We start from the raw sequence: 26,188 nt of genomic DNA on the forward strand, positions 1-26,188 counted from the left end.
CATCCGTCAGGTGCTCGCTCAGCTGCAGCCGGAGGTGGAGCCGCAGCCCTCGCAGACGTAGCAGGAGCCGGCGCGGCGCATCTTCGTGCCGCAGGTGAAGCAGAGCGGCGCGTCGGCCGCGTGGCCGGTGACCACCTCGAGCAGTTCGGTGGACGAGCCGGCCTGGTGTGCCGGGGCCGGCGCGGCCTTCGCCTCGGCGACCTCGGCCACGGTGACCGCGGACGAGACGACCGGGGTGGCGGCGATCGGAGCGGCGGGCGCCGGAGCGGACGCGGCCATGCCGGCCAGGTCCACCGTGGCGGCCTCGGCAGCCGCCTCGGCCTGGGCCTGGGCGGTGCGCTCCTTCGCGGTGAAGATGCCGAGCTCGGCGCGGGTGTCGTAGGGCAGGAAGTCCAGCGCCAGGCGACGGAAGATGTAGTCCATCACCGAGGAGGCCATCCGCACGTCCGGGTCGTCGGTCATGCCGGCCGGCTCGAAACGCATGTTGGTGAACTTCGCGACGTACGTCTCCAGCGGGACGCCGTACTGCAGGCCTATCGAGATGGCGACCGAGAAGGCGTCCATCACGCCGGCCAGGGTGGAGCCCTGCTTCGACATCTTCAGGAAGACCTCACCGAGGCCGTCGTCCGGGTAGGACGACGCGGTCAGGTAGCCCTCGGCGCCGGCGACCGAGAAGGACACCGTCTCCGACGGGCGCTTCTTCGGCAGGCGCTTGCGGACCGGCCGGTACTCGATGACCTTCTCGACGACCTTCTCGACCGCCTTGGGCTCCTCGGCCGCGGCGGGCGCGGTCGCGGTGGCCTTGGTGCCCTTGCCGGCCGAGAGCGGCTGGCCGACCTTGCAGTTGTCGCGGTAGATCGCGAGCGCCTTGAGGCCGAGCTTCCAGCCCTGGTAGTGGATCTCCTCGATCTCCTCGACGGTCGCCGTCTCCGGCATGTTGACCGTCTTCGAGATCGCGCCGGAGATGAACGGCTGCACGGCCGCCATCATCCGGACGTGGCCGATCGGCGCGATCGCCCGCTCGCCCATGGCGCAGTCGAAGACCGCGTAGTGCTCCGGCTTGAGGCCGGGGGCGTCGACGACGTTGCCGTGGTCGGAGATGTGCTCGACGATCGCCTCGACCTGCTCCTCGGGGTAACCGAGGGTGCGCAGCGCGCGCGGGACCGTCTGGTTGACGATCTGCATCGAACCGCCGCCGACCAGCTTCTTGAACTTGACCAGGGCCAGGTCGGGCTCGATGCCGGTGGTGTCGCAGTCCATCATCAGGCCGATGGTGCCGGTCGGGGCGAGCACCGACGCCTGCGCGTTGCGCCAGCCGTTCTTCTCACCGATCTTGTTGCCGTTCTTCCACTGCTTGGTGGCCTCACGGACGATCTCGGTGGCGACGGCGCCGGACGGGCGGATCTCGTCGTTCGCGGCGGCGTGCTTGCGCATGACCCGCTGGTGGGCGTCGGCGTTGCGGGCGTAGCCGTCGTAGGCGCCGACGATGCCGGCGAGCTCGGCCGAGCGGCGGTACGCCGTGCCGGTCATCAGCGAGGTGATCGCGGCTGCCACGCCACGGCCGGCCTCCGAGTCGTACGGCAGGCCGGACGCCATCAGCAGGGCGCCGATGTTCGCGTACCCGATGCCGAGCTGGCGGTAGGCGCGGGTGGTGACCCCGATCTTCTCGGTCGGGAAGTCCGCGAAGCAGATCGAGATGTCCATCGCGGTGATGATGAACTCGACGCTCTTGACGAACTTCTCCACCTCGAAGCCGCCGTCGGAGCGGAGGAACTTCATCAGGTTGAGCGAGGCGAGGTTGCAGGACGAGTCGTCCAGCGACATGTACTCCGAGCAGGGGTTGGACGCGGTGATGCGGCCGGTCTCGGGGTTCGTGTGCCAGTCGTTGATGGTGTCGTCGTACTGCAGGCCGGGGTCGGCGCACTCCCACGCGGCCTGGGCGATGCCGCGGAAGAGCTTCTTGGCGTCGATGGTCTCGATGACCTCGCCGTTGAGCCGGCCGCGCAGGCCGAACTCGGTGCCCTCCTCGTACGCCCGCATGAACTCGTCGCTGACCCGCACCGAGTTGTTGGCGTTCTGGTACTGCACGCTGACGATGTCGGCGCCGCCCAGGTCCATGTCGAAGCCGGCGTCCCGCAGCGCGCGGATCTTGTCTTCCTCGCGCGCCTTGGTGGAGACGAACTCCTCGATGTCCGGGTGGTCCACGTCGAGGATGACCATCTTCGCGGCACGCCGGGTGGCGCCGCCGGACTTGATGGTGCCCGCGCTGGCGTCGGCGCCGCGCATGAAGCTGACCGGGCCGCTCGCGGTGCCGCCGGAGGAGAGGAGCTCCTTGGAGGAGCGGATCCGGGAGAGGTTGACGCCGGAACCGGAGCCACCCTTGAAGATCAGACCCTCTTCCTTGTACCAGTCGAGGATCGAGTCCATCGAGTCGTCGACGGAGAGGATGAAGCACGCGCTGACCTGCTGCGGCGACTTGGTGCCGACGTTGAACCAGACCGGCGAGTTGAAGCTGAAGACCTGGTGCAGCAGCATCCAGGTGAGCTCGTGGTCGAAGACCTCGGCGTCGGCCGGCGACGCGAAGTAGCCGTGCTCCTCGCCCGCCTTGCGGTAGGTGCTCACCACGCGGTCGATCAGCTGGCGGAGCGAGACCTCGCGCTCCGGCGTGCCGACCGCTCCGCGGAAGTACTTGGTCGTGACGATGTTCGCGGCGTTCACGCTCCAGAACGCCGGGAACTCCACGCCACGCTGCTCGAAGTTGATCGAGCCGTCACGCCAGTTGGTCATGACGACGTCGCGGCGTTCCCATTCCACCTCGTCGTACGGGTGAACGCCCTCCGTCGTCCACACCCGCTCCACACGCAGCCCCCTGGTCGCCGCGCCCGCGCCGCTCGTCCGGCTGCGCTGGCGACCTGCTGTGATGCCGTCTCCGGCCATAAGGATGTGCTCCCCCTCGTAGTACCCGCGGAAAGGTGTAGCTGAATGTCGGCTGTGATCAGCCGTTGAGCTTTGGTGCCCGCGCGCCGGACCGCGGCGCGACGGCGTGTCGCGTCCCGGGTTCCCTGACGGCGGGTGCTTCGCGGAGCGCGGCGATCTCTTTCTCGAACTCGTCCAGAGAATCGAACGCCTTGTAGACACTCGCGAACCGGAGATAAGCCACCTGGTCGAGCTCACGCAGCGGCGTGAGGATCGCCAGGCCCACCTCGTGGCTGGGGATCTCGGCAGCTCCCCGCGCCCGGACGGTCTCCTCGACCCGCTGCGCGAGCAGCGCGATCGAGTCCTCGTCGACGGGACGGCCCTGACAGGCCTTCCGGACGCCACTCATGATCTTCGTCCGGCTGAAGGGCTCGGTGACGCCACTGCGCTTCACCACCGCGAGGACCGCTTCCTCGACCGTGGTGAACCGCTTGCCGCACTCGGTGCACGACCGGCGGCGACGGATCAGCTGACCGTCGTCGGCCTCACGCGAATCGACCACGCGTGAGTCGGCGTGACGGCAATACGGGCAGCGCACCGCGGACCCCCTCCGGATTCCCCCGAACCGGCTCGCAGACACGCAGAAGCACAGCTTCGCCTCGGTCAGGACCGATGCGAGGCTGTGGACGGCATGTGGATAACCGGGGAGAGGGAAACCCAACCTGTGGATGACTTGCATCCGTGTAACCACTAGATGTTGGGGTCAACGCTATGCCCCGGCAGACGGCGGCGCAAGTTCAGCAGCATGCCGACGCGCCGGGTTTTTCAAGCTCACCACCAGGGGTGATGCCACGATCACTCGCCGCAGCGGGTGGGGGTGACGTGACGCGCCGGAGATCCGGACACCCCACTCGTCCGGTGACCACGAAGGGACAGCGAACGGCGCTGGTCAGCCTTGCGACGCAGTAGTGAACAACACGACACTCGCGAGGAGCGCGAGGAGGAGATAGACACCGAGCAGCACGACGCGGCCACGCCGGGTGAGTCGCACGGGCGGCGCCGCGTGTCGCATCCCACTGGAAACCATGACGACCCCTCTCTCGGACACCCGTTCGATAGAACGCCCGTACGACGGTCTATCAGAACACGCGTACGGAAGTCGAGTCCTCGGGCGCGACACGCCGGAGAAAGATCGTACAGATGTTTGAATATGTCGCATGTCCCTATTACGGTTTCCCGTCAAGAGGGGTCAGCCGGGCAAACGTCATCCCCACAGCGTCGGTCCGGCTCCGCGACGCACCACGTGCCGGAAGGCACTGGCCGACAGGGAGGGCGGACGTGTCGACCGACGACCGCACGAAGCAAACACCCGGGCAGCAGTCCGTCAAGAGGGGCGAGGCCGCCGCCCCGGCCGGCATCCGCCGCCGCTCACCGGGCCGGGCCCGCAGCGCTGACGCGCCCCAGCTGCGCTCGGTCACCCCCGTCGGGCACGCCCCCGAGGTCGTCGCCCCGGACCTGACCGCACGGCAGCGGCGCATCCTGGAGTTCATCCGCGACTGGGTGGAGCGGTACGGGTACCCGCCCAGCGTGCGGGAGATCGGCGAGGCCGTCGGACTGGTCTCCCCGTCCAGCGTGGCGTACCAGTTGAAGGCCCTGGAGACCAAGGGCTACCTGCGCCGCGACCCGAACCGGCCGCGCGCCGTGGACGTCCGGATGCCCGGCGAGATGGTCGACGACGATGCGCTGCGCGCCGCCCGGCCGCAGCCGGCCTACGTGCCGCTGGTGGGCCGGATCGCCGCCGGTGGCCCGATCCTGGCCGAGCAGACCGTGGAGGACTTCTTCCCGCTGCCGCGCGAGCTCGTCGGCGAGGGCGACGTCTTCATGCTCGAGGTCAAGGGCGACTCGATGATCGACGCGGCGATCTGCAACGGCGACTGGGTCGTGGTCCGCCAGCAGCCGACGGCCGAGGCCGGAGACATCGTGGCCGCGATGATCGACGGTGAGGCCACCGTGAAGAGCTACCGCCAGCGCGACGGGCACGTCTGGCTGATGCCGGCCAACCCGGCGTTCGACCCGATCCCCGGTGACGACGCCACCATCATGGGCCGCGTCGTGGCCGTCCTGCGCCGCGTCTGAGCCGAGAACGGCGAAAGGGCCGGCCCCGTCTGGGGCCGACCCTTCTCGGTGCTTGCTGACGCCTACCGGCCGGATCACGCGGCGCCTGACCGGCGGTGCTCGCGCATCAGCGGTCGCGCGGCGCGCGAGTTGCGGTCCCGCGCTGCTCGCGCGTCAGCTGTCGCGCGGCACGCGGGTTGCGGTCCCGCGCTGCTCGCGCGTCAGCTGTCGCGCGGCACGCGGGTTGCGGTCCCGCACTGCTCTCGTGTCAGCGGTCGTCCGGGCGGCCGCCGCCACCGCCGTAGACACCGCCGCCACCGCCGCCGCGACCGGACGGCGGCTTGGGACCGCGCGGCGGCTGCTGCGGACCCCGCGGACCGCCCTGCTGGGGTCCACGCGGCGGGACCTGCTGCGGGCCGCGCGGACCGGCGCCACCCTGCTGCGGACCCCGCGGGCCACCGCCCTGCTGAGGACCGCGCGGCTGCTGCTGCGGACCACGCGGGCCGCCCTGCTGCGGACCACCCTGCTGCGGACCCCGCGGACCGCCGCCCTGCTGCGGACCACGCGGCGGAACCTGCTGCGGACCGCGCGGCTGCTGCTGCGGACCACGCGGGCCACCCTGCTTCGGACCACCCTGCTTCGGACTGCCCTGCTTCGGACCGCCCTGCTTCGGACCGCCCTGCTGCGGACCCCGCGGGCCACCGCCCTGCTGCGGACCACGCGGCGGAACCTGCTGCGGGCCTCGCGGGGGCTGCTGACCGGCGGGCCGGCCGTACTGCCCGCCGCCTCCTGCTGCTGCTCCGGCCGGCGCGCCCGCCGGGGCGCCGCCGTAGACGCCGTTGCCACCGCGCTGCGGGCCCGGAGCGCCCGGCGGCGGACCGGCCTGGGCGCCGCCGTAGACCGGGCCGGCTCCCCCGCCCGGCCGCCCGTACGCCGGGGCGCGCTGCGGCAGCCCGCCGACGCCGATGAGCTCGGTCTCCGGGTCGGCGGTGTTCAGGCCGCCGGGTAGGTCGTCGGCCTCGGAGGCCGCGGTCGCCCGCGGGGACTTGCGGAACCGCACGATGCCGAAGACACCGGCCGCCACCAGGAGCAGGCCGAGCCCGCCGACGCCGGCGACCAGATAGGTCAGATTGTCCAGATCGGTGTACCACGCGGCGCCGGAGCTGTCCTGGCCGGACTTCTTCGAGATCGCGGCGACCTCGGTGGCCGGCGTGTACTCCCGGATGTTGTTGGCGACCTTCAGATCGCCGTTCATGTCCGAGACGGTGATGAAGGACTTGCCGTCCGGGCTGTACGAGATCGCCTCACCGAACGGCTCGTTCGGCAGGCCGGTGGTCCGTGGCTCCTTCTTCAGGGCCGCCACCACGTCACCGTTCTCCACGTCCCACTCGAGCGCGTCGGTGTACGTCCGGAGCACGACCTTGGCGCCGCCCGGGGCGACCGCCCCACCCGTGATCGTCTTGTTGCCGATCCGGGCCAGCGCGTTGCCGGCCGTCTCGGTGGCGTTGACCTTCAGGTCGGCCACCTTGGTCATCGGCACGCCGGCGGTGCTTTTCGCCACCAGGGCGGCGGACGGCTTGTAGACCCCGGCCGTCGCGCCGATCTCCTTGGTGATCACCAGGGGCAGGCCGTCGCCGTCGATCAGCAGGGCCTCGGCGTCGTGGTTGTCACCGCCCGGGTAGGTCATCCGGTACAGCGTCGGCTTCTTCCCGCCGTCGGCCGGCATCTTCCAGACCGCGACCGCCTTGCGCGGGTCCGCGCCCTCGGTCCGCACCGCGTTGTCACCGATGTCGGCGATCCAGATCGTCTTGCCGTCCGCGGAGAGGACCATGTCCTCCGGGTCCTTCGGGCCGTCGCCGCTGTACTCCTGCTCCTTGGTGACGACGCACTTCTTGTTGAGGAAGAAGATCTTGCGCTTGGCTTCATCGGTGGTGCCGTCGTCGATCGCGACGTAACCGTCGTCCGTCGCCACCAGCCCGGAGATCTCATCCAGCCGCTTGTCGACGATCTTGCAGAGTTTCTTGCCGGGTGTCGCCTTGGCACTCACCGTCGGCGCGGGTGTCGGGTCCTCGGCGGACGCGCTGGAGGAACCGACCATCACGAAGCCCATGGCCACGATGATCGAGAAGACGAGACGCCGCATCCGCACAGTGTCGCACGCGGCGTCGCCCCCCGGTATTACGTGTGGATCAACGCTGGTGAGAGCGATCTTGAAGGTCGTCCCTCACAGCCGGAAAGCCTCCAGCTCAGCGGCGATTTCCTCGCTCACCCGGACCCGAAGCTCGGTCCCGTCGTCCAGGTGTCGGGACTGCAGCACCTGACCGGACCGGTGCACCCTGGCCACCAGGTCGCCCCGGTCGTACGGCACCAGGACCATCATGTCCACGGCGGGACGGGGCAGCCGCTCGGCGATGGCCGCATGCAGCTCGTCGATGCCCGCTCCGGACCGCGCCGAGACGAAAACGGCGTCCGGCCATGTCCGCTTGAGCCGCAGGATCGTCTCTTCGTCGGCGGCGTCGACCTTGTTGACCGCCAGCAGCTCGGGAATCCGGTCGGCGCCGACCTCGCCCAGCACCTCACGGACCGCGCTGACCTGACCCTCCGGGTCCGGATGGGCGCCGTCCACGACGTGCACCACCAGGTCGGCCTGGGCCACCTCCTCCAGCGTGGAGCGGAACGCCTCCACGATCTGGTGCGGCAGGTGCCGGACGAAACCGACCGTGTCGGACAGCGTGAAGACACGGCCGTCCTCCGCGGCGGTCCGCCGGGTCGTCGGGTCGAGCGTGGCGAAGAGCGCGTCCTCCACCAGCACGCCGGCCTGTGTCAGCCGGTTCAGCAGGCTCGACTTGCCGGCGTTGGTGTAACCGGCGATCGCCACGGCGGGGACACCGCTCGCGGAACGGCGGGAGCGTTTGGTCTCCCGTACCGTCTTCATGGCTTTGATCTCACGCCGCAGCTTGGCGATCCGGGTGTTGATCCGGCGACGGTCGGTCTCCAGCTTCGTCTCACCGGGACCACGCGTGCCGACACCGCCGCCGCCCGAGCCGCCGCCGGCGCCACCGCCCTGGCGGGAGAGCGAGTCACCCCAGCCGCGCAGCCGGGGCAGAAGGTACTGCAGCTGGGCCAGCTCGACCTGGGCCTTGCCCTCGCGGCTCTTCGCGTGCTGGGCGAAGATGTCGAGGATCAGCGCCGTACGGTCGACGACCTTGATCTTGACTTGTTGTTCGAGGTTGCGCAGCTGAGACGGGGACAGCTCGCCGTCGCAGATGACCGTGTCGGCGCCCGTGCTGAGCACCACGTCACGCAACTCGTCGACCTTGCCGCGACCGATGAACGTGGCCGCGTCGGGTTGTTTACGTCTCTGGATCAAACCCTCGAGCACCTGGGAACCGGCGGTCTCGGCCAGCGCGGCGAGCTCGGTCAGCGAGTTCTCCGCGTCGGCGACACTTCCCTCGGTCCAGACGCCGACCAGCACCACTCTTTCGAGTCGCAACTGGCGGTACTCGACCTCGGTGATGTCGGTCAGCTCCGTGGAGAGACCCGCCACACGCCGCAGCGAATGACGCTCTTCCAGCTCGAGCTCACCGGTGGTCAGGTCGGGCTCGTCCAGCACTGGTGCCTGGTAGGTGTTTCGCAAAAGTGACCTCCTCCGGCCCGATCGTGGCACGTCACGCCTCTGCGCGCATCCACATAACCCGGCCGGACGTTCTGGCAGTTTGAAACTGACTATTGAGTAACCACCGCGACGGCGCCTGCTATTCCGCAAGAGCGACAATACGGAGAGACAGCCACTTGACGTCGAAGGGGACACCGTGGTGACCACCCGCCTGCCGAGCGCAGGATTCTCGATCACGATTCGCATCGCAGTGACCGCTGACGCCTCGTCCATCGGCCGTCTCACCACCTGTGTGGGCGAGGCCGGCGCGATCGTCACGGCACTGGACGTGGTCGACTCGGACGCCACACATGTGATCGTCGACCTGACCTGCGACACCGCCGACGCGGCGCACGCCGACCAGGTCGTCAAGCAGCTCGAGGACCAGGACGGCGTCGACGTCCGCAAGGTCTCCGACCGGACCTTCCTGCTGCACCTCGGCGGTAAGATCGAGGTCAGTTCCAAGGTCGCGCTGCGGAACCGGGACGAGCTGTCCCGGGCGTACACGCCGGGTGTGGCGCGCGTCTGCATGGCGATCGCCGAGAACCCCGCCGACGCCCGCCGGCTCACCATCAAGCGCAACACCGTGGCCGTGGTCAGCGACGGCTCCGCGGTCCTCGGGCTCGGCAACATCGGTCCGGCCGCCGCGATGCCGGTCATGGAGGGCAAGGCCGCCCTCTTCAAGCGGTTCGGCGGCGTCGACGCGTGGCCGGTGGTGCTCGACACCCAGGACACCGACGAGATCGTCGCGATCGTGAAGGCGATCGCTCCGGCGTACGGCGGGATCAACCTGGAGGACATCGCGGCGCCGCGGTGCTTCGAGATCGAGGCGCGGCTGCGCGAGCTGCTGGACATCCCGGTCTTCCACGACGACCAGCACGGCACCGCGATCTGCGTGCTGGCGGCGCTGACCAACGCGTTGCGGGTGGTCGGCAAGCGTCTGGAGGACGTCCGGGTCGTCGTCTCCGGCGCCGGGGCGGCCGGCACGGCGATCATGAAACTGCTGCTGCGCCAGGGCGTGGGCGACATCATCGCGTACGACCGGAAGGGCGCCCTGCACCGCGGGATGCCCGACATGTCGGAGACGTGGCAGTGGCTGGCCGAGCACACCAACAAGAGCGATTACTCCGGTGACCTGCCCGGCGCCATCGTCGGCGCGGACGTCTTCATCGGCGTCAGCGCGCCCAACCTGCTGACCGGCGAGGACATCGCCAAGATGGCGGACAAGTCGATCGTGTTCGCGCTCGCCAACCCGGACCCGGAGGTCGACCCGCGCGAGGCCCGCAAGCACGCGGCGATCGTGGCGACCGGCCGTTCCGACCAGCCGAACCAGATCAACAACGTGCTGGCGTTCCCCGGCGTGTTCCGCGGCATGCTCGACGTGAGCGCCGAGGAGTTCACCGAGGAGATGGCGCTCGCGGCGGCCCGGGCGATCGCCGACGTGGTGGGCGAGGACAAGCTGAACCCCACGGTGATCATCCCGAGCGTCTTCGACAGCCGGGTGACGCCGGCCGTGGCGGCGGCGATCCGGGCCGTGGTGCGCGGGGTGCCGGCGCCGTCGAACCCGGCCGCGACGCCGGACTCGGAGCTGGACAAGGCCCCGGAGGGCATCTTCTAGCCCGCTCGTCCCCCAGGTCCCCGCGTCGCCCGCGCCTTCCTCCGCGCGGCGAGGGCGACGCGGTGAGGGCCGCGCGCAAGGCGGCGACGCGGCGAGGGCGACGCTGTGGAGGGCGTGGGCAAGGCGGTGGCACGGCGCGGGCGACGCGGCGGCAAGGCCGCGGCGTGGGCTACGGGGTGGACCAGCCGGTCAGTTCGCCCACGTAATCGGTTATCAGGCCGGCTGCGCCCGCCTCCACCAGCGCGCCCCAATGCGCCCGGTCATTGGCGGTCCACGGCATCACGCCGACGCCCACCGCGGCGAGCTCCGCCACCACCGGCGCACCCTGCAGCACATCCACCACGGACGGGTTGCAGAGCGCCACCCCCAGGTCCCGGCACTGGGACACGGTCTCGGCGTCGAAGCGGAACAGCAGCAGGCCGCGGCGCAGCTCAGGAGCGATCTCCCGGGCCTTGCGGAGCACGTCCGGGTCGAAGCTCTGCACCACCGTCCGCTCCACCAGGTCGCGGGACGCCAGCTCGGCGATCACCGTCTTGACCTCGTCCAGGGTGGCCGGGCTCTTGATCTCGACGAGCAGCTCGGGCGGGGCCGGGCGGAGCAGGTCGAGGACCTCGGCCAGCGACGGGACCCGGGCGCCGGCGAACGCCGGGCTGAAGCGGACACCCGCGTCCAGCTCGGCGATCTCGTCCCAGCGCAGGTCCCAGACCCGGCCGCGGCCGGTGGTGGTGCGGTCGACGGTGCGGTCGTGGATCACCACGGGCACGCCGTCGGCGGTCACCCGCACGTCGAACTCGACGATCGTGGCGCCGGCCCGCACCGCCGCCTCGAAGGCGGGCAGCGTGTTCTCCGGGGCCGCCGCCGCATAGCCGCGGTGGGCGACGCGATGGAGCATCAGGACACCGTGCCCGTGGCTACCAGCACGGCCGGGCCCTCCAGCCACCAGTCCCCCGCCTCGTCGGCGGTCACGATCAGCCGGCCGCCGGGCACGTCCACCGCGATCGAGCCGGTCTCCAGCCCGCGGTCACGCAGGGCCACCGCGCCGACCGCGAGGGCGCCCGTGCCGCAGGAGAGCGTCTCGCCCGAGCCGCGCTCGTGCACCCGCATCAGCACGTGCCCGTCCACGCCGTCGACGGGCTCGCCCGGCTCGACGAACTCCACGTTCACCCCGTGCGGGAAGACCGCCGGGTCGACGAGCGGCTCCCGGGTCAGGTCGAGCGAGCCGAGGGCGACCCCGTCGTGCAGGCCGCAGACCAGGTGCGGGTTGCCGCAGTCCACCGCGACTCCGGGGACGGTCAGGGGTCCGACGGTCGCGGTGCTCCCCGCGTACGCCCGGGGGGTCGTCATCCGCACCCGGATCGTCTCCGCGCCGACCACAGCGACCATGATCCCGGCTCGCGTCGCCACCGGCAGGCCCGCCGGGCCGGGCGTGGCGAGCTCGTTCTCCAGCAGGTAGCGGACGAAGACGCGGACGCCGTTGCCGCACATCTCGGCGATCGAGCCGTCACTGTTCCAGTAGTCCATGAACCACTCGGCCTGGCCGGCGGAACCGGCGGCCTCCGGGTGCTTGGCGCTGCGGACCACCCGCAGGACGCCGTCGCCGCCGATGCCCCGGCGCCTGTCGCAGAGCGAGGCGACCAGCTCGGGCGTGAGGGTGAGCTCGCCGTCCGGGTCGGGGAGGATCACGAAGTCGTTGCCGGTCCCATGGCCCTTGGTGAAACGCAGTCCTTCGGTGACACGCGATCCGTCGGTGGCACGCTGTCCTTCGGTGACACGCTGTCCTTTGGTGAAACGCACGCCGCCCATCATCGCGCAGCCGCCAGAGCGTCGGCCACCAGCGTCGGCGCGGCGCCGTCCAGCCAGGTGACCGCGGGGTCGCGCCGGAACCAGGAGCGCTGCCGGCGCACGAACCGGCGGGTGCCGCGAACCGTGTCGTCCTTCGCCTCGGCCTCGGTCAGCACGCCGTCGATCTGCGCGAGGGCCTGCTGGTACCCGAGGGCGCGGGAGGCGGTCCGGCCGTCCCGGATGCCGGTCAGCCCGCGGACCTCGTCGACCAGGCCGGCCGCCCACATCAGGTCGACCCGCAGCGCGATCCGCTCGTCCAGCTCGGCGGTGTCCCGGTCGACCCCGATCTGCACGGCGTCGTAGACCGGCACCGGATCGGGCAGGGCCGCGGTGAAGGGCTTACCGGTCAGCTCGATGACCTCCAGGGCCCGGACGATCCGCCTGCCGTTGGAGGGCAGGATCTTGGTGGCCGCCACCGGGTCCTTGACCGACAATTCCGCATGAAGTGGGGCGGTTCCCTCGGCGGCGAGCCGCTCCTCCAGCCGTGAACGGATCTCCGGCGACGTCCCCGGGAACGCGAAGTCCTCCAGCACCGCCCGCACGTAGAGACCCGACCCGCCCACCAGCAGCGGCACCCGGCCACGGCCCAGGATGTCGTCGATCGCCGCGCGGGCCAGCCGCTGGTACTCCGCGACCGCGGCCGGCTCGGTCACGTCCCAGATGTCGAGCAGATGGTGCGGAACGCCCTCGCGTTCCGCCACGCTCAGCTTGGCCGTGCCGATGTCCATGCCGCGATACAGCTGCATGGAGTCGGCGTTGACCACCTCACCTCCCAGTTCATGGGCGAGAGCGATGCTCAGTGCGGACTTGCCGGCCGCCGTCGGACCGACGACGGTGACCACTCGATGACCTGCTCGGGACGGCACCGGCCCACCGTAGGACACCGTTGTGTCACGGTCGCTCGCGGGAGCTTTCCCCGGACCGGGTTGGACCTGTGACAATGCGCGAGAAAGAATGCCCGTGGGAGAGTTGGCATTCACTGCGCTATGGCGGTGGCCGTGGGTCCCGGAAACGGGACAGGCGGCGCCGGGAGAACGAGGATGAGCTGATGAACGACTGGACGGCCTTCGGGCGCGTGGATGCCGACGGCACCGTGTACGTGAAGACCGCCGAGGGCGACCGGGTGGTCGGCTCCTGGCAGGCTGGTACGCCGGAGGAGGGTCTGGCGCACTTCGCTCGCCGATTCGCCGACCTGGTGACCGAGGTCGACCTCGTCGAGGCTCGCCTCAAGTCGGGCGCCGCCGACGCCTCACATTCGCTGAGCAGTGTGAAACGTCTGCGCACCACGCTCGACGAGGCTCACGTGGTCGGTGACATCGACGGCCTGGCGGCCCGGCTGGAGCGGCTCGCCGCCCTCGCCGAGGAGAAGGCCGGCGAGGCCCGCGCCGCCCGCGAGGTGGCCCGCACCGAGGCGCTCGCGCGCAAGACCGCGCTCGTCGAGGAAGCGGAGAAGATCGCCGCCGAGGCGACCGGCTGGAAGACGGCCGGCGACCGCCTCAAGGAGATCCTCGACGAGTGGAAGACGATCCGCGGCGTCGACAAGAAGACCGACGGCGAGCTGTGGAAGCGGTTCGCGACCGCGCGGGACGGGTTCACCCGCCGCCGCGGCGCGCACTTCGCCACCCTCGACGGTCAGCGCAAGCAGGCGCAGACCGCCAAGGAGGAGCTGGTCAAGGAGGCCGAGGGCCTCGCCGACTCGACCGAGTGGTCGAGCACGGCGAACCGGCTCAAGGAGCTGATGACCGAGTGGAAGGCGGCGCCCCGTGCCGCCAAGGAGGCCGAGCAGCGCCTCTGGGAACGCTTCCGGGCCGCTCAGGACGCGTTCTTCACCCGGCGCAGCGAGGTCTTCTCGGCCCGCGACGCGGAGTACCAGGGCAACCTGGAGAAGAAGCAGGCCATCCTCGCCGAGCTCGAGGCCCTCGACGTGGACGCGGACGCCCGCGGCGCGCAGAACAAGCTGCGTGACGCCCAGGCCGCGTGGCACGAGGCGGGCCGGGTTCCGCGTGAGGCGTCCGCCTCGCTGGACCGCCGCTGGCGGGCCGCCGAGGAGCGCATCCGCGTGGCGATGGACTCCGCCTGGCGCAAGACCAGCCCGCAGGACAACCCGCTGCTGCGTCAGATGCGCGACCAGGTGGCCGAGGCCGAGCAGCGTCTCGCCCGCGCCCAGGCCGCCGGCGACAACCGCCGGATCAAGGAGGCCGAGCAGGCCCTCGCGTCGAAGCGCCAGTTCCTCGCTCTCGCCGAGCAGGCGAACTGACCTCAGCTGCGGGAGAAGGCGGCGGGCCGTTGGTCCGCCGCCTTCTCCTTTCCGGTACGGATGACAAGAGGCGCCCGAGAGTCCGGGGCGGCCTCGCTGCCGGGTCCCGGCCGTCCGGCCGGTTTCGCTACCGGTGCATGGCCGGGCTCTTCTCTCCCCGCCGTTCGGTTTCGCCCTGCCGCTCGGTCCCGCCCTGCCGCTCGGTCCCGCCCTGCCGTTCGGTTTCGCTCGCCACCGTCGACAGTTCGGACATGTCGGCGTTTCCCCCGGTGCAGACGACGGCGACCCGGCGGCCGGCGAAGTGCTGCGGGTGGGCCATGACGGCGGCCATCGACGCCGCGCCGGCGCCCTCGGCCTGGGTGTGCGCCGCAGTGGCCAGCAGCCGGCGCGCGTCGGTGATCTGCTCGTCCGTGACCAGCAGGAAGTCACTGAGCCGGCCGGCCATCAGCCGCTGCGGCAGGGCGTATCCACGGCCGGTGGCCAGACCTGCCACGGCGGTCCGGTTGGGCCGTGCGACGAGGGTTCCGGAACGCCAGGAGTCGTGCGCTGCCGGCGACGCCGACGCCTGGACGCCGATCACCGCGCAGTTCGGGGCCAGGGCCTCGGCCACCACGCACGCGGCCGCCGCGCCGGTGCCGCTGCCGATCGGCACGACTATCGCGTCCAGGTCCGGGTGTGCTTCGAGGATCTCCAGGTACAGGGTGCCGACCCCGGCCAGCAGCTCCGGCGTGTCACCGGGGCTGATCAGCCGGGCACCGGTCTCCTCGGCGATCTTCCGGGCGTGGCGTTCGGCCTCCTCCAGCGAATTTCCGGTTCGCACCGCGGTGGCCGACCAGCCTTCGACGGCCTCGGCCTTCGCGACAGGCGTGCCGGACGGCATGACCACGGTGCAGTCCACGCCGAAGACCCGGCTCGCGTAGGCCAGGGACTGCGCGTGGTTGCCGGTGGAGTAGGTGACGACGCCATGACGGCGCTCCGCCTCTGTCATCTGCGACAGAAGGGTCAAACCGCCACGCACCTTGAACGCTCCGACCGGCTGCGTGTTCTCGTGCTTGATCAGCACGCTGGCGCCGGTGGCCCGGTCCACGAGCGGGTAGGACCAGATCGGCGTCGGCGGCAGGTGATCCGCGAGCAGAGTCCGGGCGGCGCGCACGTCGGCGAGGGTGAGTTCCATGCTGCTGATCATCAGTCGCCAATGACACATAGGTCCAATGTCAAAGTCCTGGCGTACCTATAGAAGCGATTGATAGGTTGCGGCGATGCTCGACGTCACCCGGCTCACCGTGCTCGTCGCGGTCGCCCGGCACGGATCCGTCACCGCGGCCGCTCGCGCCCTGCACTACGCCCAGCCCTCGGTGAGTCACCACCTGGCCCGGCTGGAGGCCGAGACCGGGAGCGTGCTGCTGCAAAAGGTGGGCCGGGGTGTGCGGCTCACCGACGCCGGCCGCCTGCTCGCCGACCGGGCCGAGGAGATCCTCGGCCGGCTCGCCGCCGCCGAGGCGGAACTCGCCGCGCACACCGGGTTGCGCAGCGGGCGGGTGCGGCTCGCGGCGTTCCCGTCGGCGCTCGGCACGTTCGTCCCGGTGGCGGCGGCGACGTTCGCGCGGGCGCACCCGGAGGTGGATCTGCGGTTCACCGAGGCCGAGCCGCCGGAAGCGGTGCGGCTGCTGCGCAGCGGCGAGGTGGAGGCGGCGGTGGTGTTCGCGTTCCCCGGGGAGCCGGGCCCGGACGGGTTACGCCATGAGCATCTGCTGGACGAGGAGACGAACCTGATCGTGCCGCCGGGGTGGGACGGGGATCGGCTCGCGGACCACCAGGACCGGCCGTGGATCGGCGGCTGCGAGCGCTGCCAGGGCCGGTTGCGCAGCGCGTGCGCGGCCGAGGGGTTCACGCCGGACATCCGGTTCACCACCGACGACTACGTGGCGGTGCAGGCGCTCGTCGCGGCCGGTCTCGGCGCCACCACGTTACCGGCGCTGGCGCTGGCCGCGCATCGCCATCCCCGGGTCCGGGTGGTCCCGCTGCCGGACGCGAGCCGCCGGATCTCCGTCGCGCTGGCCGGCGCCCCGCCCGATCCCCCGGGCACGGCCGCCCTGCTGACCCACCTCAGAGCGGCCATCCGTTCCACCCAGCCCGCCTGAAACCGCGCGTGGAGTTCGGTGCGGAGCTCGCCCCGAATCAACACACGACCCGGGCGACCACCCCGCGTGTGGAACTTGGGCGCGGACCGCGCCTCAGGTCCACACGCGCGAGGGGACGCCGGGGCCGGCGGCGGGGTGCGCCGGCGGAAGGGGCCGTCAGGTGGCTGCTGGGCGGGAGTGGTCGATGCTTCTGGGAGTTTGGTGCGCGTAAAATGTCGGGATTTTAGAGGGCGCAACCCTGGGCCGGCGGGAGAGGGGCGGGGGCGCCGATCGTGGGGAGGCCCAGGGAGACGCCCTTGAGCTTGGGGGCGCGGCCGGCCTCGTGGGCGTCGCCGGCTCGGGTGCGGCGGTGCGAGAGCGGGTCGCCGTCGGCGTTGAGGTGGTGCGGGGCCGCGTAGGTGACCACCGTCTCGACGATGTCTCCGGGGCGCGGCGTGGTCGTGCCGGTGGCGAAGTGGACCAGGCGGCCGTCGCGGGCGCGGCCGCTCATCCGGCCGGTGCGCTCGTCCTTGCGGCCCTCGCCGACCGCGACCAGGATCTCGACCTTCTCGCCGACCAGTTTCTTGTTCTCCGCCCAGGTGATCTCCTCGAGGGTGGCGATCAGGCGCTCGTAACGCTCCTGGACCACGGCCTTGGGCAGCTGCTCCTCCATGGTCGCGGCGGGGGTGCCGGGACGTTTCGAGTACTGGAAGGTGAACGCGCTGGAGAAGCGGGCCTGGCGGACCACCTCGAGGGTCTGCTCGAAGTCCTCGTCGGTCTCGCCGGGGAAACCGACGATGATGTCCGTGGTGATCGCGGCGTCCGGCATGGCGGCGCGCACCTTGTCCAGGATGCCGAGGTATTTCTCCTGGCGGTAGCTGCGGCGCATCGCCTTGAGGACGCGGTCCGAGCCGGACTGCAGCGGCATGTGCAGCGAGTGGCAGACGTTCGGCGTCTCGGCCATCGCGGCGATCACGTCGTCGGTGAAATCCTTCGGGTGCGGGCTGGTGAAACGGACCCGCTCCAGGCCCTCCACCTCGCCGGTCGCGCGCAGCAGCTTGCCGAACGCGAGACGGTCGCCGAACTCGACGCCGTAGGAGTTCACGTTCTGCCCGAGCAGGGTCACCTCGAGGACGCCCTCGGCGACCAGCGCGCGCACCTCGGCCAGGACGTCGCCGGGACGGCGGTCCTTCTCCTTGCCGCGCAGCGACGGGACGATGCAGAACGTGCAGGTGTTGTTGCAGCCCACCGAGATGGAGACCCATCCGGCGTACGTCGATTCGCGCTTCGTGGGCAGCGTGGAGGGGAAGACCTCGAGCGACTCGAGGATCTCGACCTGCGCCTCGTCGTTGTGCCGGGCGCGCTCCAGCAGGGCCGGCAGCGACCCGATGTTGTGGGTGCCGAAGACCACGTCGACCCAGGGCGCCTTCTTGACGATGTCGCCCTGGTCCTTCTGCGCGAGGCAGCCACCGACCGCGATCTGCATGCCCGGGTTCTTCAGTTTCGTCGGGCGCAGGTGACCGAGGTTGCCGTAGAGGCGGTTGTCGGCGTTCTCCCGGACCGCGCAGGTGTTGAAGACCACGACGTCCGCCGCGTCCGCGGTCGCGGCGCGCACATAGCCGGCGTCCTCCATCAGGCCGGAGATCCGCTCGCTGTCGTGCACGTTCATCTGGCAGCCGTAGGTGCGCACGTCGTAGGTGCGGGCGCTGCCCTGGATTTCGGTAGTCATGGCAATTGACCAGGCTACCCGCTAACCCGGCGGAGGCCGCTCCCGCGTCGGGTCGGGCTTGAACCGGGAACGGCCACACCCCTTCTCCACCGCGCACACCGGATCCGCGCCGGTGCACGGCCGCACCTCGCGGCGCTCCGGCCCGTCGTCGGTCTCGGTCTCCGTCACGTGCACCGGACGGAGCGTCCCGTCCGGCTCGGCCAGGACGTACCGGGTGGGGTTGAGGGTGTCGTCGGGGAGCAGGACCGCGGCACGCAGCCGGACCGCGACGGCGCTCGCGATGGTCTCCTCGGCCAGCTCGGAGGGCGCGAGATAGACGTCGACGAGTGTCGGGAAGTCGCCACCGACGTGATAGACGTCCGCCATCAGGTCGCCGGGCAGCGCGTTCTCGATCTCGCCGACCCCTCGTTCCAGGGCGCCGGCCAACGCTCCCCGTACGCGGTCGGCGTCCAGACGCCGGGCGACACACCAGTTCCAGAGGCCGTCCGCCATGTCCACCATGCTTTACACCTCTCCCACCGGGCACGGGCTGTGTTACCGCTCCGTGACCATTCTCGACACGATCCGATACTGACCGCCCCCTAGGGTGTGTCCATTCGAGTGAACCGACAACGAGTGGATGGACCAGGGGTGACAGACGAAGCACTCATCGTGCTGGAGAGCGTCAACAAGTGGTTCGGACCCTTGCACGTGCTGCAGGACGTGGATCTGTCTGTCGCGCGCGGCGAGGTGGTGGTCGTGATCGGACCCTCCGGGTCCGGCAAATCCACCCTGTGCCGCGCCATCAACCGGCTGGAGCCGATCGACTCCGGCACGATCACGTTCGACGGGCAGCCGCTCGCCGCCGAGGGCCGGGCGCTGGCCCGGCTGCGCAGCGAGGTCGGCATGGTGTTCCAGTCGTTCAACCTCTTCGCGCACAAGACCATCCTGCAGAACGTGATGCTGGGGCCGGTCAAGGTGCGCAAGGAGAAGCCGGCCGTGGTCCGCGACCGGGCCATGGGCCTGCTGGAGCGGGTCGGCATCGCGAACCAGGCGGAGAAGTTCCCGGCTCAGCTCTCCGGCGGCCAGCAGCAGCGCGTCGCGATCGCACGCGCGCTCGCCATGCAGCCCAAGGCGCTGCTCTTCGACGAGCCCACCAGCGCGCTCGACCCCGAGATGGTCGGTGAGGTCCTCGACGTGATGACCTCACTCGCCCGCGAGGGCATGACCATGGTGGTGGTCACCCACGAGATGGGCTTCGCGCGGCACGCGGCGAACCGGGTGGTCTTCATGGCCGACGGTCAGCTGGTCGAGCAGGCGCCTCCGGCCGAGTTCTTCGCGAATCCGAAGAGCGAACGCGCCCGCGACTTCCTCTCCAAGATCCTCACGCACTGACATATCTGACGCATTTGTCCAGAACCCCTGTTTCGAGGAGCGTAAACATGCGCATCACCCGATTGGCAGCCACCTTCGGCGCGCTCACCATGGCGCTCGCCGTGGCGGCCTGTGGCGGCGACGACGGCGATGCCGGCAGCTCCGGCGGCGCCTCCGGCATCGTCGGCAAGGCCTCCGGCGACAAGAAGCTGGTCATCGGCGTGAAGGCCGACCAGCCGGGTCTCGGCCTGCAGACCGGCTCCAGCTACACCGGCTTCGACATCGAGATCGGCAAGATCATCGCGAAGGGCCTCGGTGTCGAGGAGAGCGGGATCGAGTGGAAGACCACCGTCTCGGCGAACCGTGAGCCGTACATCCAGCAGGGCCAGGTCGACCTGGTGGTCGCCACCTACACGATCAACGACGAGCGCAAGAAGGTCGTCAACTTCGGCGGGCCGTACTACATCGCCGGCCAGGACCTGCTCGTGCCGGTCGACTCGACGATCACCGGCCCGGAGGCCCTCGCCGGCAAGAAGGTCTGCTCGGTGAGCGGCTCGACCCCGGCCAAGCGGATCCAGTCGGACTACAAGGACGCCCAGCTCCAGCAGTTCGACTCGTACTCCAAGTGCGTGACGGCGCTGGCCGGCGGCCAGGTGGACGCGGTCACCACGGACGACATCATCCTCGCCGGCTACGCCGCGCAGGAGCAGTACGCCGGCAAGTTCAAGGTGGTCGGCAAGCCGTTCAGCGAGGAGCCGTACGGCATCGGTCTGAAGAAGGACGACAGCGAAGGCTGCAAGAAGATCAACGAGATCCTCACGGCCGCCGCGTCGGACGGCTCCTACAAGGCCGCCTGGGACAACACGCTCGGCAAGAGCGGCACCCCGGCGCCGGAGCTCGACACGACCAAGATGACCAACTGCTCCTGAATTTCCTGAGATGAGCGGAGCCGGGTCCCCCGGCTCCGCTCTCCCTTTGCCTGAAGGTGCCGATGGACGTCTTCTCCGATCCCTACAACGTCGACGTGTACGTGACCGGGTTCCTCTGGATCCTGAAGCTGACCGCTGCCTCCACGGTGGGCGCGCTCGTGCTCGGCGTGCTCCTCGCCGCCATGCGGGTCTCGCCCGTGCCGGTGCTGCGCGGCTTCGGGGCGGCCTGGGTGAACACGTTCCGGAACACGCCGCTCACTCTGATCATCTTCTTCTGCTACTTCGGCCTCTTCTCGACGCTCGGGTTCTCGGTCTCCGACGAGATCGACCTGAACAACTACTGGCTCGGCGTCATCGGCCTCTCGGTGTACACGGCCGCGTTCGTCTGTGAGGCGATCCGCTCCGGCATCAACACGGTCCCGGCGGGACAGGCCGAGGCGGCCCGCGCCATCGGCATGTCGTTTCGGCAGACCCTCACCATGATCATCCTGCCGCAGGCCGGCCGGGCCGTGATCGCGCCGCTCGGCAGCATCTTCATCGCCCTGTCGAAGAACGCGACGATCGTCGGCACGATCGGGCTCATGGAGTCGTCCAACGCGATGAAGGAGCTGATCAACGCGAACGGCGACGCCGTCATCCCGATCTTCCTGGTCTTCGCGGGCACGTTCGCGGCGGTGCTGATCCCCGTCGGGTACGGGTTCAGCTGGCTGGCCAACCGTCTGGCGGTGAAGCGATGAGTGTGGAAGCTGTTCTCTACGACCACCCCGGGCCCCGGGCCAAGCGGCGCAACGCGATCCTCACCGTGGTCTTCGGGCTGGCCCTGCTCGGGCTGCTCTACTGGATCTACGCGAAGTTCGACGAGAAGGGCCAGTGGGACGCGGCGCTCTGGAAGCCGTTCACCGAGGCCAGCACGTGGACCGACTACATCGTCCCCGGTCTGTTGCACACCCTCGGCGCGGCCGCGGTCGCGATGCTTCTCTCGCTGACGTTCGGCATCGTGTTCTCGGTGGGGCGGCTCTCCGAGCACTGGTGGGTGCGCATTCCGGCCGGCGCGGTCGTGGAGTTCTTCCGGGCCGTACCGCTGCTGCTGTTGATGTTCTTCATCTTCTACGGCCTGCCGTTCATCATCGAACAGCCGATGTCGATCTTCTGGGCCGTCGTGATCGGTCTGACCCTGTACAACGGGTCGGTGCTGGCCGAGGCGTTCCGGGCCGGCATCCTCGCGGTGCCGCGCGGGCAGAGCGAGGCGGCGTACGCGGTCGGCATGCGCAAGAGCCAGGTGATGCGGGAGATCCTCGTCCCGCAGGCCGCGCGGTCCATGCTGCCGGTGATCGTCAGCCAGATGGTGGTCCTGGTGAAGGACACCGCGCTCGGCTACATCATCTCGTACCCGGAGCTGCTGCAGTTCGGCGTCAACAACGTCGCTGCGAACTTCGGCAACGTGGTGCAGGCCGCGATCGTGGTCATGATCATCTTCATCCTGGTGAACTCCGCGCTCACGGCGCTGGCCGGGTGGCTGGAGCGGCGGACCCGGCGCAGCGGCCGTGCGCCCCGGGCCACGGGCCAGCCGGTTCCGGCCGGGCTCACCCAGACCGGTGAGGCCGCCGGCGACTGATCCGCACGGTTCTTTACCGGGCCAGCTCCGTGACGCGGGACTCTCTGACGACCGTGACGCGGATCTGGCCCGGATAGGTCAGCTCCTCCTCGATCTGCTTCGCCACGTCGCGGGCCAGCACCGCCGCCCCGATGTCGTCGATGTCGTCCGGCCGCACCATCACCCGGATCTCGCGACCCGCCTGCATGGCGAAGACCTTCTCCACCCCGACCTTGCCGCCGGCGATCTCCTCGATGCGTTCCAGGCGTTTCACGTACGCCTCCAAGCTCTCCCGCCGTGCGCCGGGTCGACCGCCGGAACACGCGTCGGCCGCCTGGGTCAGCACGGCTTCGATGGTCTGCGGCGGCACCTCGTTGTGATGCGCTTCGATGGCGTGCACCACGTCCTCGTGCTCCCCGTACTTGCGGGCCAGGTCCGCGCCGATCAGCGCGTGACTGCCCTCCACCTCGTGGGTGAGCGCCTTGCCGATGTCGTGCAGGAACGCGGCCCGCTTCATCGTCGGCACGTCCAGCCCCAGCTCGGCTGCCATGATGCCGGCGATGTGGGCGGTCTCCACCAGGTGTTTCAGCACGTTCTGGCCGTAGCTCGTGCGGTATCGCAGGCGGCCCAGCAGCTTCACCAGCTCCGGATGGATGTTCGTGATCCCGACGTCGACGAGCGCCTCCTCGGCCGCCCGGTCGCAGAGGACCTCGACCTCGTTCTTGGCGCTGTCGAAGACCTCCTCGATCCGGTGCGGATGGATCCGGCCGTCCAGCACCAGTTTCTCCAGGGTGAGGCGACCCACCTCCCGGCGTACCGGATCGAAGCAGGAGAGCAGCACCGCCTCCGGAGTGTCGTCGATGATCAGGTTCACCCCGGTCGTCGACTCGAACGCCCGGATGTTGCGGCCCTCCCGGCCGATGATCCGGCCCTTCATCTCGTCGCTCGGCAGGTGCAGGACGCTGACCACGCTCTCCGCGGTCTGCTCACTGGCGATCCGCTGGATCGCGTCCACCACGATGTGCCGGGCACGGGTGTCGGCGGTGTTCTTCGCCTCGGTCTCGATGTCGCGGATCAGGATCGCCGCCTCGCGCTTCGCCTGCCCCTCGATCGACTCGATCAGCTCGGCCCGGGCCGTGTCGGCGGTCAGCGCGGCGATCCGCTCCAGCTCCCGGCGCTTCGTCTCCTCCACCCGGGCGATCTCCACCTCCCGCTTGGTGAGCGTCGCCTCCCTGGTGTTGAGATCGCTCTCCAGCGCGGCCAGCCGGCGTTCCCGCTCGACCAGGCGCTCCACCTCCTCGCCGTGCAGGCGCTCCCGCTCGTCGATCCGGGCCGCCCGGCGCTCCACCTCCGCGGCCTGCTCCTTCACCGTGGCGTTGAGCAGCGCGACCTCACGCTCACCGGAACGGCGGGCGGCGGTACGGAGCTGCTCGGCATCCGCCTCGGCCTGCCGGTGGGCGTGCTCCAGAATCGTGTCGGCCTCGCTGTGCGCGGCCTCCAGGACACGGCGGGCCTCGGCTCGGGCGGCGCCGGCCTCGGCTTTGGCGGCGGCGGTCTCGGCGCGTACCGACGCGGCCTTCGCATTGGCGTCGGCGATCTTCGCCTGGGCGGCGCCGACCTCCAGCTCCTGCCGCTCGTGGGCGTCGTGGCGCTCGGACTGCATCTGACGCAGCGCCCGCGCCCCGAGGACGAGCCCGGCTATCACCGACGCGGCGAGCACGATGACAGCAATCACGAGCACCCAGTCCAGGGGGGTCATCTCGCCGCGTCTCCCTTCGCCGCCGGCGCGGTGGTCTACGCGCGCGGCCATCCTGCGGGATGCCCGACCAAGGCAGTGATCGCGGACGGCATGGGGGCGAAACGCTTCGCCGCCGGTTTTCCCGGCCTTCCAGTCTCTGACCCTCACGGCGGCGACAGGCATGCCGGTTGCGCCGGCATGCCGGTTCCGGCTTGCGGCCGCTGGACCTGCCCTTTCGCGGCCTGCCCTTCGCTGCCCGCCCTTACGCGGCCTGCGCGGGTCGGCCCGCCCGCTCGCGGTTGCCCTCGTGGGCCGCTTGCTCGCGGTTGCCCTCCGCGGTTGCCTCTGGAGGGCGCTTGCTTGCGCTTGGGCCTGGGCGGCTTGGCGCTTGCGGCCCGGTGTGGCGTTTCGACGGTGCGGCACAGCGGCAGCCCGGGCGGATGCCCTGGTTGCCTCCGCGGTGCTCAGCGTTTCCGAGTCGCTGGCACCGCCGCGCGGCATGTGCCTGCCGTGCGGTGTTCAGTTGCGCCGTCGTGCGGGCTTTGGGGTACTTATGGCCGGCTCGCGCCTAGGTGAGCATCACCCGCCTGGCCGGAAACGACCGTCACCCCATGTGATCAGGATGCCGGACCTCTTCCTGCCGGGCCGGCTGCTCGCCGTTCGGGTCAGAGTGTGTGGAGTTGTGGGTCGGCTGCCGATATGTCCCGTCGCCGCCCGCGTGGCTCGCGGCCGGTGATGGCATCGGCTGGCACGGATGAAGCGTTCAAGTGATGCCGTAATGTAATGCGATCTATGTTGTGACTGTTGCTTGCGATGGTCGAACAAACCTTGTGTAACGCGAGGCTAGGTCGCGAGCACCGCTTCGGTCAAGGACTCATGATTCGGCAGCGGATAGGACGTAGGGCACAGACGTGCTTACGCCCAGCTCACGATCGCGCCGGGCATTTCCGACGTACCGTGTGATGACGCCTCGATCATCGTTACCGAGTCGCAACCGAGGCCCTGTTCATTATCGCCCTTGCCGCAACCGTGTGTAGCTGTGGCACCGGGGGTGGTCTTCGTGGGGGTTGCTGGGAACGCCACGAATTTCACATCAGGACTATATCGGTGAGAGCTCCCGGTATCGCCATCAACCGTGCGCTCTGCTGTCCGGCGCCGGAGTAGGGCCGGGATGGGGCCGGGCGGACCGGTGGAGGCGGGCGCGCCGGAGGTCCAAGGTCCGCGTTCGGTCCGCCGGGTGGGCGGAGGAACGGCTCGGCTGGCGCACGGAGGGTCACGCCGACGCGCGGCCGCAGGCAGTCGCCCCGCAGTGCGGCTGCGGCGCCAGGAACCGCCCGCGCAGATGTCACGGCGCGAAGATCGGCCCGCCCCGCAGTGCGGCCGCGCGCCAGGAAGCACCCGCGCGGGCATCACGGCGCGAAGAGCCGCCCGCGCGGATGTCACGGCGCGGAGAACCGCCCGCGCGGATATCTCGGCGCGAGCCGCCCGCGCGGGCTCCCGGCACCAGGAGTCGCCGGCGTCGGAGTCGGGGGGCGCGGGGAGCCGCCCGGCGCGGTATCAGGCGTCGGGGTCGGCGTTTCCGGCCAGGGCGTCGGGGTCGATGGCGTCGGCGAACTCCGCGGCCTCCGCGTCACGGGCGGCCAAGGCGTCCTTCACCGCTCGGATGGCCACGCCCGCCGGATAGCCCTTGCGGGCCAGCATCGCGACCAGGCGACGGAAGACCGCGTCGGGGGTGCCCGTGGCGGTTCGCAGCTTGCGGTCGACCAGGGCCCTCGCGGCGTCGGCCTCGGCCTCGTCGTCGACGGCCTCCAGGGCGACGCTTGCCACTTCCGCGTCGACGCCGCGCTGGCGCAGCTCGTTCGCCAGCGCTCGCCGGGCCAGACCCCGGCCGTGATGCCGGCTGGAGACCCAGGCCCGGGCGAAGGCCGCGTCGTCGATGATGCCGACCTCGTCGTAACGGTCGAGGACCTCGGCGATCACCTCGTCCGAGATGCCCTTGCGGACCAGCGCTTTCGCCAGCTCGGCACGGGTCCTCGGACGCGCCGAGAGCTGGCGCAGGCAGATCTCGCGCGCGACCTCCGACTCGGTCCGTGGGTCGGCGGCCTTCCCCGGCCCGGAGCCCTCCCGGCCGCCGAAACCCCGGCCGCCGGGGCCGGTACCCTCGTCGTTGATGTCGCGGCCACCGAAACCACGGTCGCCGGGGCCGGCACCCTCGTCGTTGATGTCGCGGCCACCGAAGCCCCGGGAAGCTCGCCGCCGCCCGGCGGACCGGCCACTGCGGCCCCGCGACGACCCGGTGGGATCGGGGTCGTCGCCGCGGGG

General features: G+C 70.5%; 20 protein-coding genes. 8 read left to right on the forward strand and 12 right to left on the reverse strand.

The features are described 5' to 3' along the window. Positions 1–18 precede the first annotated feature (18 nt). Positions 19–2,937 (reverse strand): vitamin B12-dependent ribonucleotide reductase, encoded by a 2,919-nt coding sequence (locus tag AMIS_RS33965; protein ID WP_014446996.1) that lies wholly within the window; start codon positions 2,935–2,937, stop codon positions 19–21. 58 nt (positions 2,938–2,995) lie between these two features. Further along, complete coding sequence (gene nrdR / locus AMIS_RS33970) at positions 2,996–3,514, reverse strand: transcriptional regulator NrdR (protein WP_014446997.1); 519 nt, start codon at positions 3,512–3,514, stop codon at positions 2,996–2,998. Between the two features lie 740 nt (positions 3,515–4,254). Between nrdR and lexA the strand changes: the two genes are divergently transcribed. Further along, complete coding sequence (gene lexA, locus AMIS_RS33975) at positions 4,255–5,052, forward strand: transcriptional repressor LexA (protein WP_014446998.1); 798 nt, start codon at positions 4,255–4,257, stop codon at positions 5,050–5,052. A gap of 247 nt (positions 5,053–5,299) precedes the next feature. Here the strand turns inward: lexA and AMIS_RS33980 are convergent, their stop codons facing one another. Next, a complete protein-coding gene (locus AMIS_RS33980) occupies positions 5,300–7,174 on the reverse strand; it encodes a hypothetical protein (RefSeq protein WP_014446999.1) in 1,875 nt (624 codons plus the stop codon). A gap of 81 nt (positions 7,175–7,255) precedes the next feature. After that, positions 7,256–8,668, reverse strand: coding sequence for a GTPase HflX (gene hflX / locus AMIS_RS33985; RefSeq protein WP_041830237.1), 1,413 nt, complete (start codon positions 8,666–8,668; stop codon positions 7,256–7,258). A 175-nt stretch (positions 8,669–8,843) separates the two neighbouring features. Between hflX and AMIS_RS33990 the strand changes: the two genes are divergently transcribed. Continuing rightward, positions 8,844–10,304 carry an NAD-dependent malic enzyme gene (locus AMIS_RS33990; protein WP_014447001.1) on the forward strand — a complete coding sequence of 487 codons (1,461 nt, stop codon included), beginning with the start codon at positions 8,844–8,846 and terminating at the stop codon, positions 10,302–10,304. A gap of 169 nt (positions 10,305–10,473) precedes the next feature. On the opposite strand, the gene AMIS_RS33995 is transcribed toward AMIS_RS33990, so the two are convergent. From AMIS_RS33995 to miaA, 3 genes are all read right to left on the reverse strand, one after another. After that, positions 10,474–11,196: a glycerophosphodiester phosphodiesterase gene (locus AMIS_RS33995; RefSeq protein WP_014447002.1), complete on the reverse strand. Its 723-nt coding sequence runs from the start codon at positions 11,194–11,196 to the stop codon at positions 10,474–10,476. Continuing rightward, the gene (gene dapF / locus AMIS_RS34000) at positions 11,196–12,026 is read right to left on the reverse strand and encodes a diaminopimelate epimerase (RefSeq protein ID WP_041831559.1); all 831 of its coding nucleotides are present in this window, start codon (positions 12,024–12,026) and stop codon (positions 11,196–11,198) included. The genes AMIS_RS33995 and dapF overlap by 1 nt, the downstream gene beginning before the upstream one ends. 80 nt (positions 12,027–12,106) lie before the next feature. After that, positions 12,107–13,126, reverse strand: coding sequence for a tRNA (adenosine(37)-N6)-dimethylallyltransferase MiaA (gene miaA / locus AMIS_RS34005; RefSeq protein ID WP_386933541.1), 1,020 nt, complete (start codon positions 13,124–13,126; stop codon positions 12,107–12,109). Between the two features lie 68 nt (positions 13,127–13,194). Here miaA and AMIS_RS34010 point away from each other — a divergent pair, with 68 nt between their 5' ends. Beyond that, on the forward strand, positions 13,195–14,403 hold the full coding sequence (locus AMIS_RS34010) for a DUF349 domain-containing protein (protein WP_014447005.1): 1,209 nt from the start codon (positions 13,195–13,197) through the stop codon (positions 14,401–14,403). A 127-nt stretch (positions 14,404–14,530) separates the two neighbouring features. Here AMIS_RS34010 and AMIS_RS34015 read toward each other — a convergent pair whose 3' ends face one another. Next, positions 14,531–15,577 (reverse strand): threonine ammonia-lyase, encoded by a 1,047-nt coding sequence (locus AMIS_RS34015; RefSeq protein ID WP_157435170.1) that lies wholly within the window; start codon positions 15,575–15,577, stop codon positions 14,531–14,533. Between the two features lie 85 nt (positions 15,578–15,662). Here AMIS_RS34015 and AMIS_RS34020 point away from each other — a divergent pair, with 85 nt between their 5' ends. After that, positions 15,663–16,544 (forward strand): LysR family transcriptional regulator, encoded by an 882-nt coding sequence (locus AMIS_RS34020; protein WP_014447007.1) that lies wholly within the window; start codon positions 15,663–15,665, stop codon positions 16,542–16,544. Between the two features lie 223 nt (positions 16,545–16,767). Here the strand turns inward: AMIS_RS34020 and miaB are convergent, their stop codons facing one another. Next, positions 16,768–18,252 carry a tRNA (N6-isopentenyl adenosine(37)-C2)-methylthiotransferase MiaB gene (gene miaB, locus AMIS_RS34025; RefSeq protein WP_014447008.1) on the reverse strand — a complete coding sequence of 495 codons (1,485 nt, stop codon included), beginning with the start codon at positions 18,250–18,252 and terminating at the stop codon, positions 16,768–16,770. Between the two features lie 21 nt (positions 18,253–18,273). Then, positions 18,274–18,753 (reverse strand): hypothetical protein, encoded by a 480-nt coding sequence (locus tag AMIS_RS34030; RefSeq protein ID WP_014447009.1) that lies wholly within the window; start codon positions 18,751–18,753, stop codon positions 18,274–18,276. Positions 18,754–18,882: 129 nt separating this feature from the next. On the opposite strand from AMIS_RS34030, the gene AMIS_RS34035 reads away from it, so the two are divergent. From AMIS_RS34035 to AMIS_RS34050, 4 genes are all read left to right on the forward strand, one after another. Beyond that, positions 18,883–19,626 carry an amino acid ABC transporter ATP-binding protein gene (locus AMIS_RS34035; protein WP_014447010.1) on the forward strand — a complete coding sequence of 248 codons (744 nt, stop codon included), beginning with the start codon at positions 18,883–18,885 and terminating at the stop codon, positions 19,624–19,626. Positions 19,627–19,673: 47 nt separating this feature from the next. Continuing rightward, positions 19,674–20,534 (forward strand): glutamate ABC transporter substrate-binding protein, encoded by an 861-nt coding sequence (locus AMIS_RS34040; RefSeq protein WP_014447011.1) that lies wholly within the window; start codon positions 19,674–19,676, stop codon positions 20,532–20,534. 62 nt (positions 20,535–20,596) lie between these two features. Next, the gene (locus AMIS_RS34045) at positions 20,597–21,271 is read left to right on the forward strand and encodes an amino acid ABC transporter permease (RefSeq protein WP_014447012.1); all 675 of its coding nucleotides are present in this window, start codon (positions 20,597–20,599) and stop codon (positions 21,269–21,271) included. Then, complete coding sequence (locus AMIS_RS34050) at positions 21,268–22,149, forward strand: amino acid ABC transporter permease (RefSeq protein ID WP_014447013.1); 882 nt, start codon at positions 21,268–21,270, stop codon at positions 22,147–22,149. Before AMIS_RS34045 ends, AMIS_RS34050 begins: the two co-directional genes overlap by 4 nt. Before the next feature lie 13 nt (positions 22,150–22,162). Here AMIS_RS34050 and rny read toward each other — a convergent pair whose 3' ends face one another. After that, on the reverse strand, positions 22,163–23,887 hold the full coding sequence (gene rny / locus AMIS_RS34055) for a ribonuclease Y (protein WP_014447014.1): 1,725 nt from the start codon (positions 23,885–23,887) through the stop codon (positions 22,163–22,165). Positions 23,888–25,423: 1,536 nt separating this feature from the next. Continuing rightward, complete coding sequence (locus AMIS_RS44885) at positions 25,424–26,089, reverse strand: regulatory protein RecX (RefSeq protein ID WP_083888851.1); 666 nt, start codon at positions 26,087–26,089, stop codon at positions 25,424–25,426. Between the last annotated feature and the right edge of the window lie 99 nt (positions 26,090–26,188).

The sequence above is a fragment of the Actinoplanes missouriensis 431 genome, assembly GCF_000284295.1.
In the GTDB taxonomy this organism is placed as follows: Bacteria; Actinomycetota; Actinomycetes; order Mycobacteriales; family Micromonosporaceae; genus Actinoplanes; species Actinoplanes missouriensis.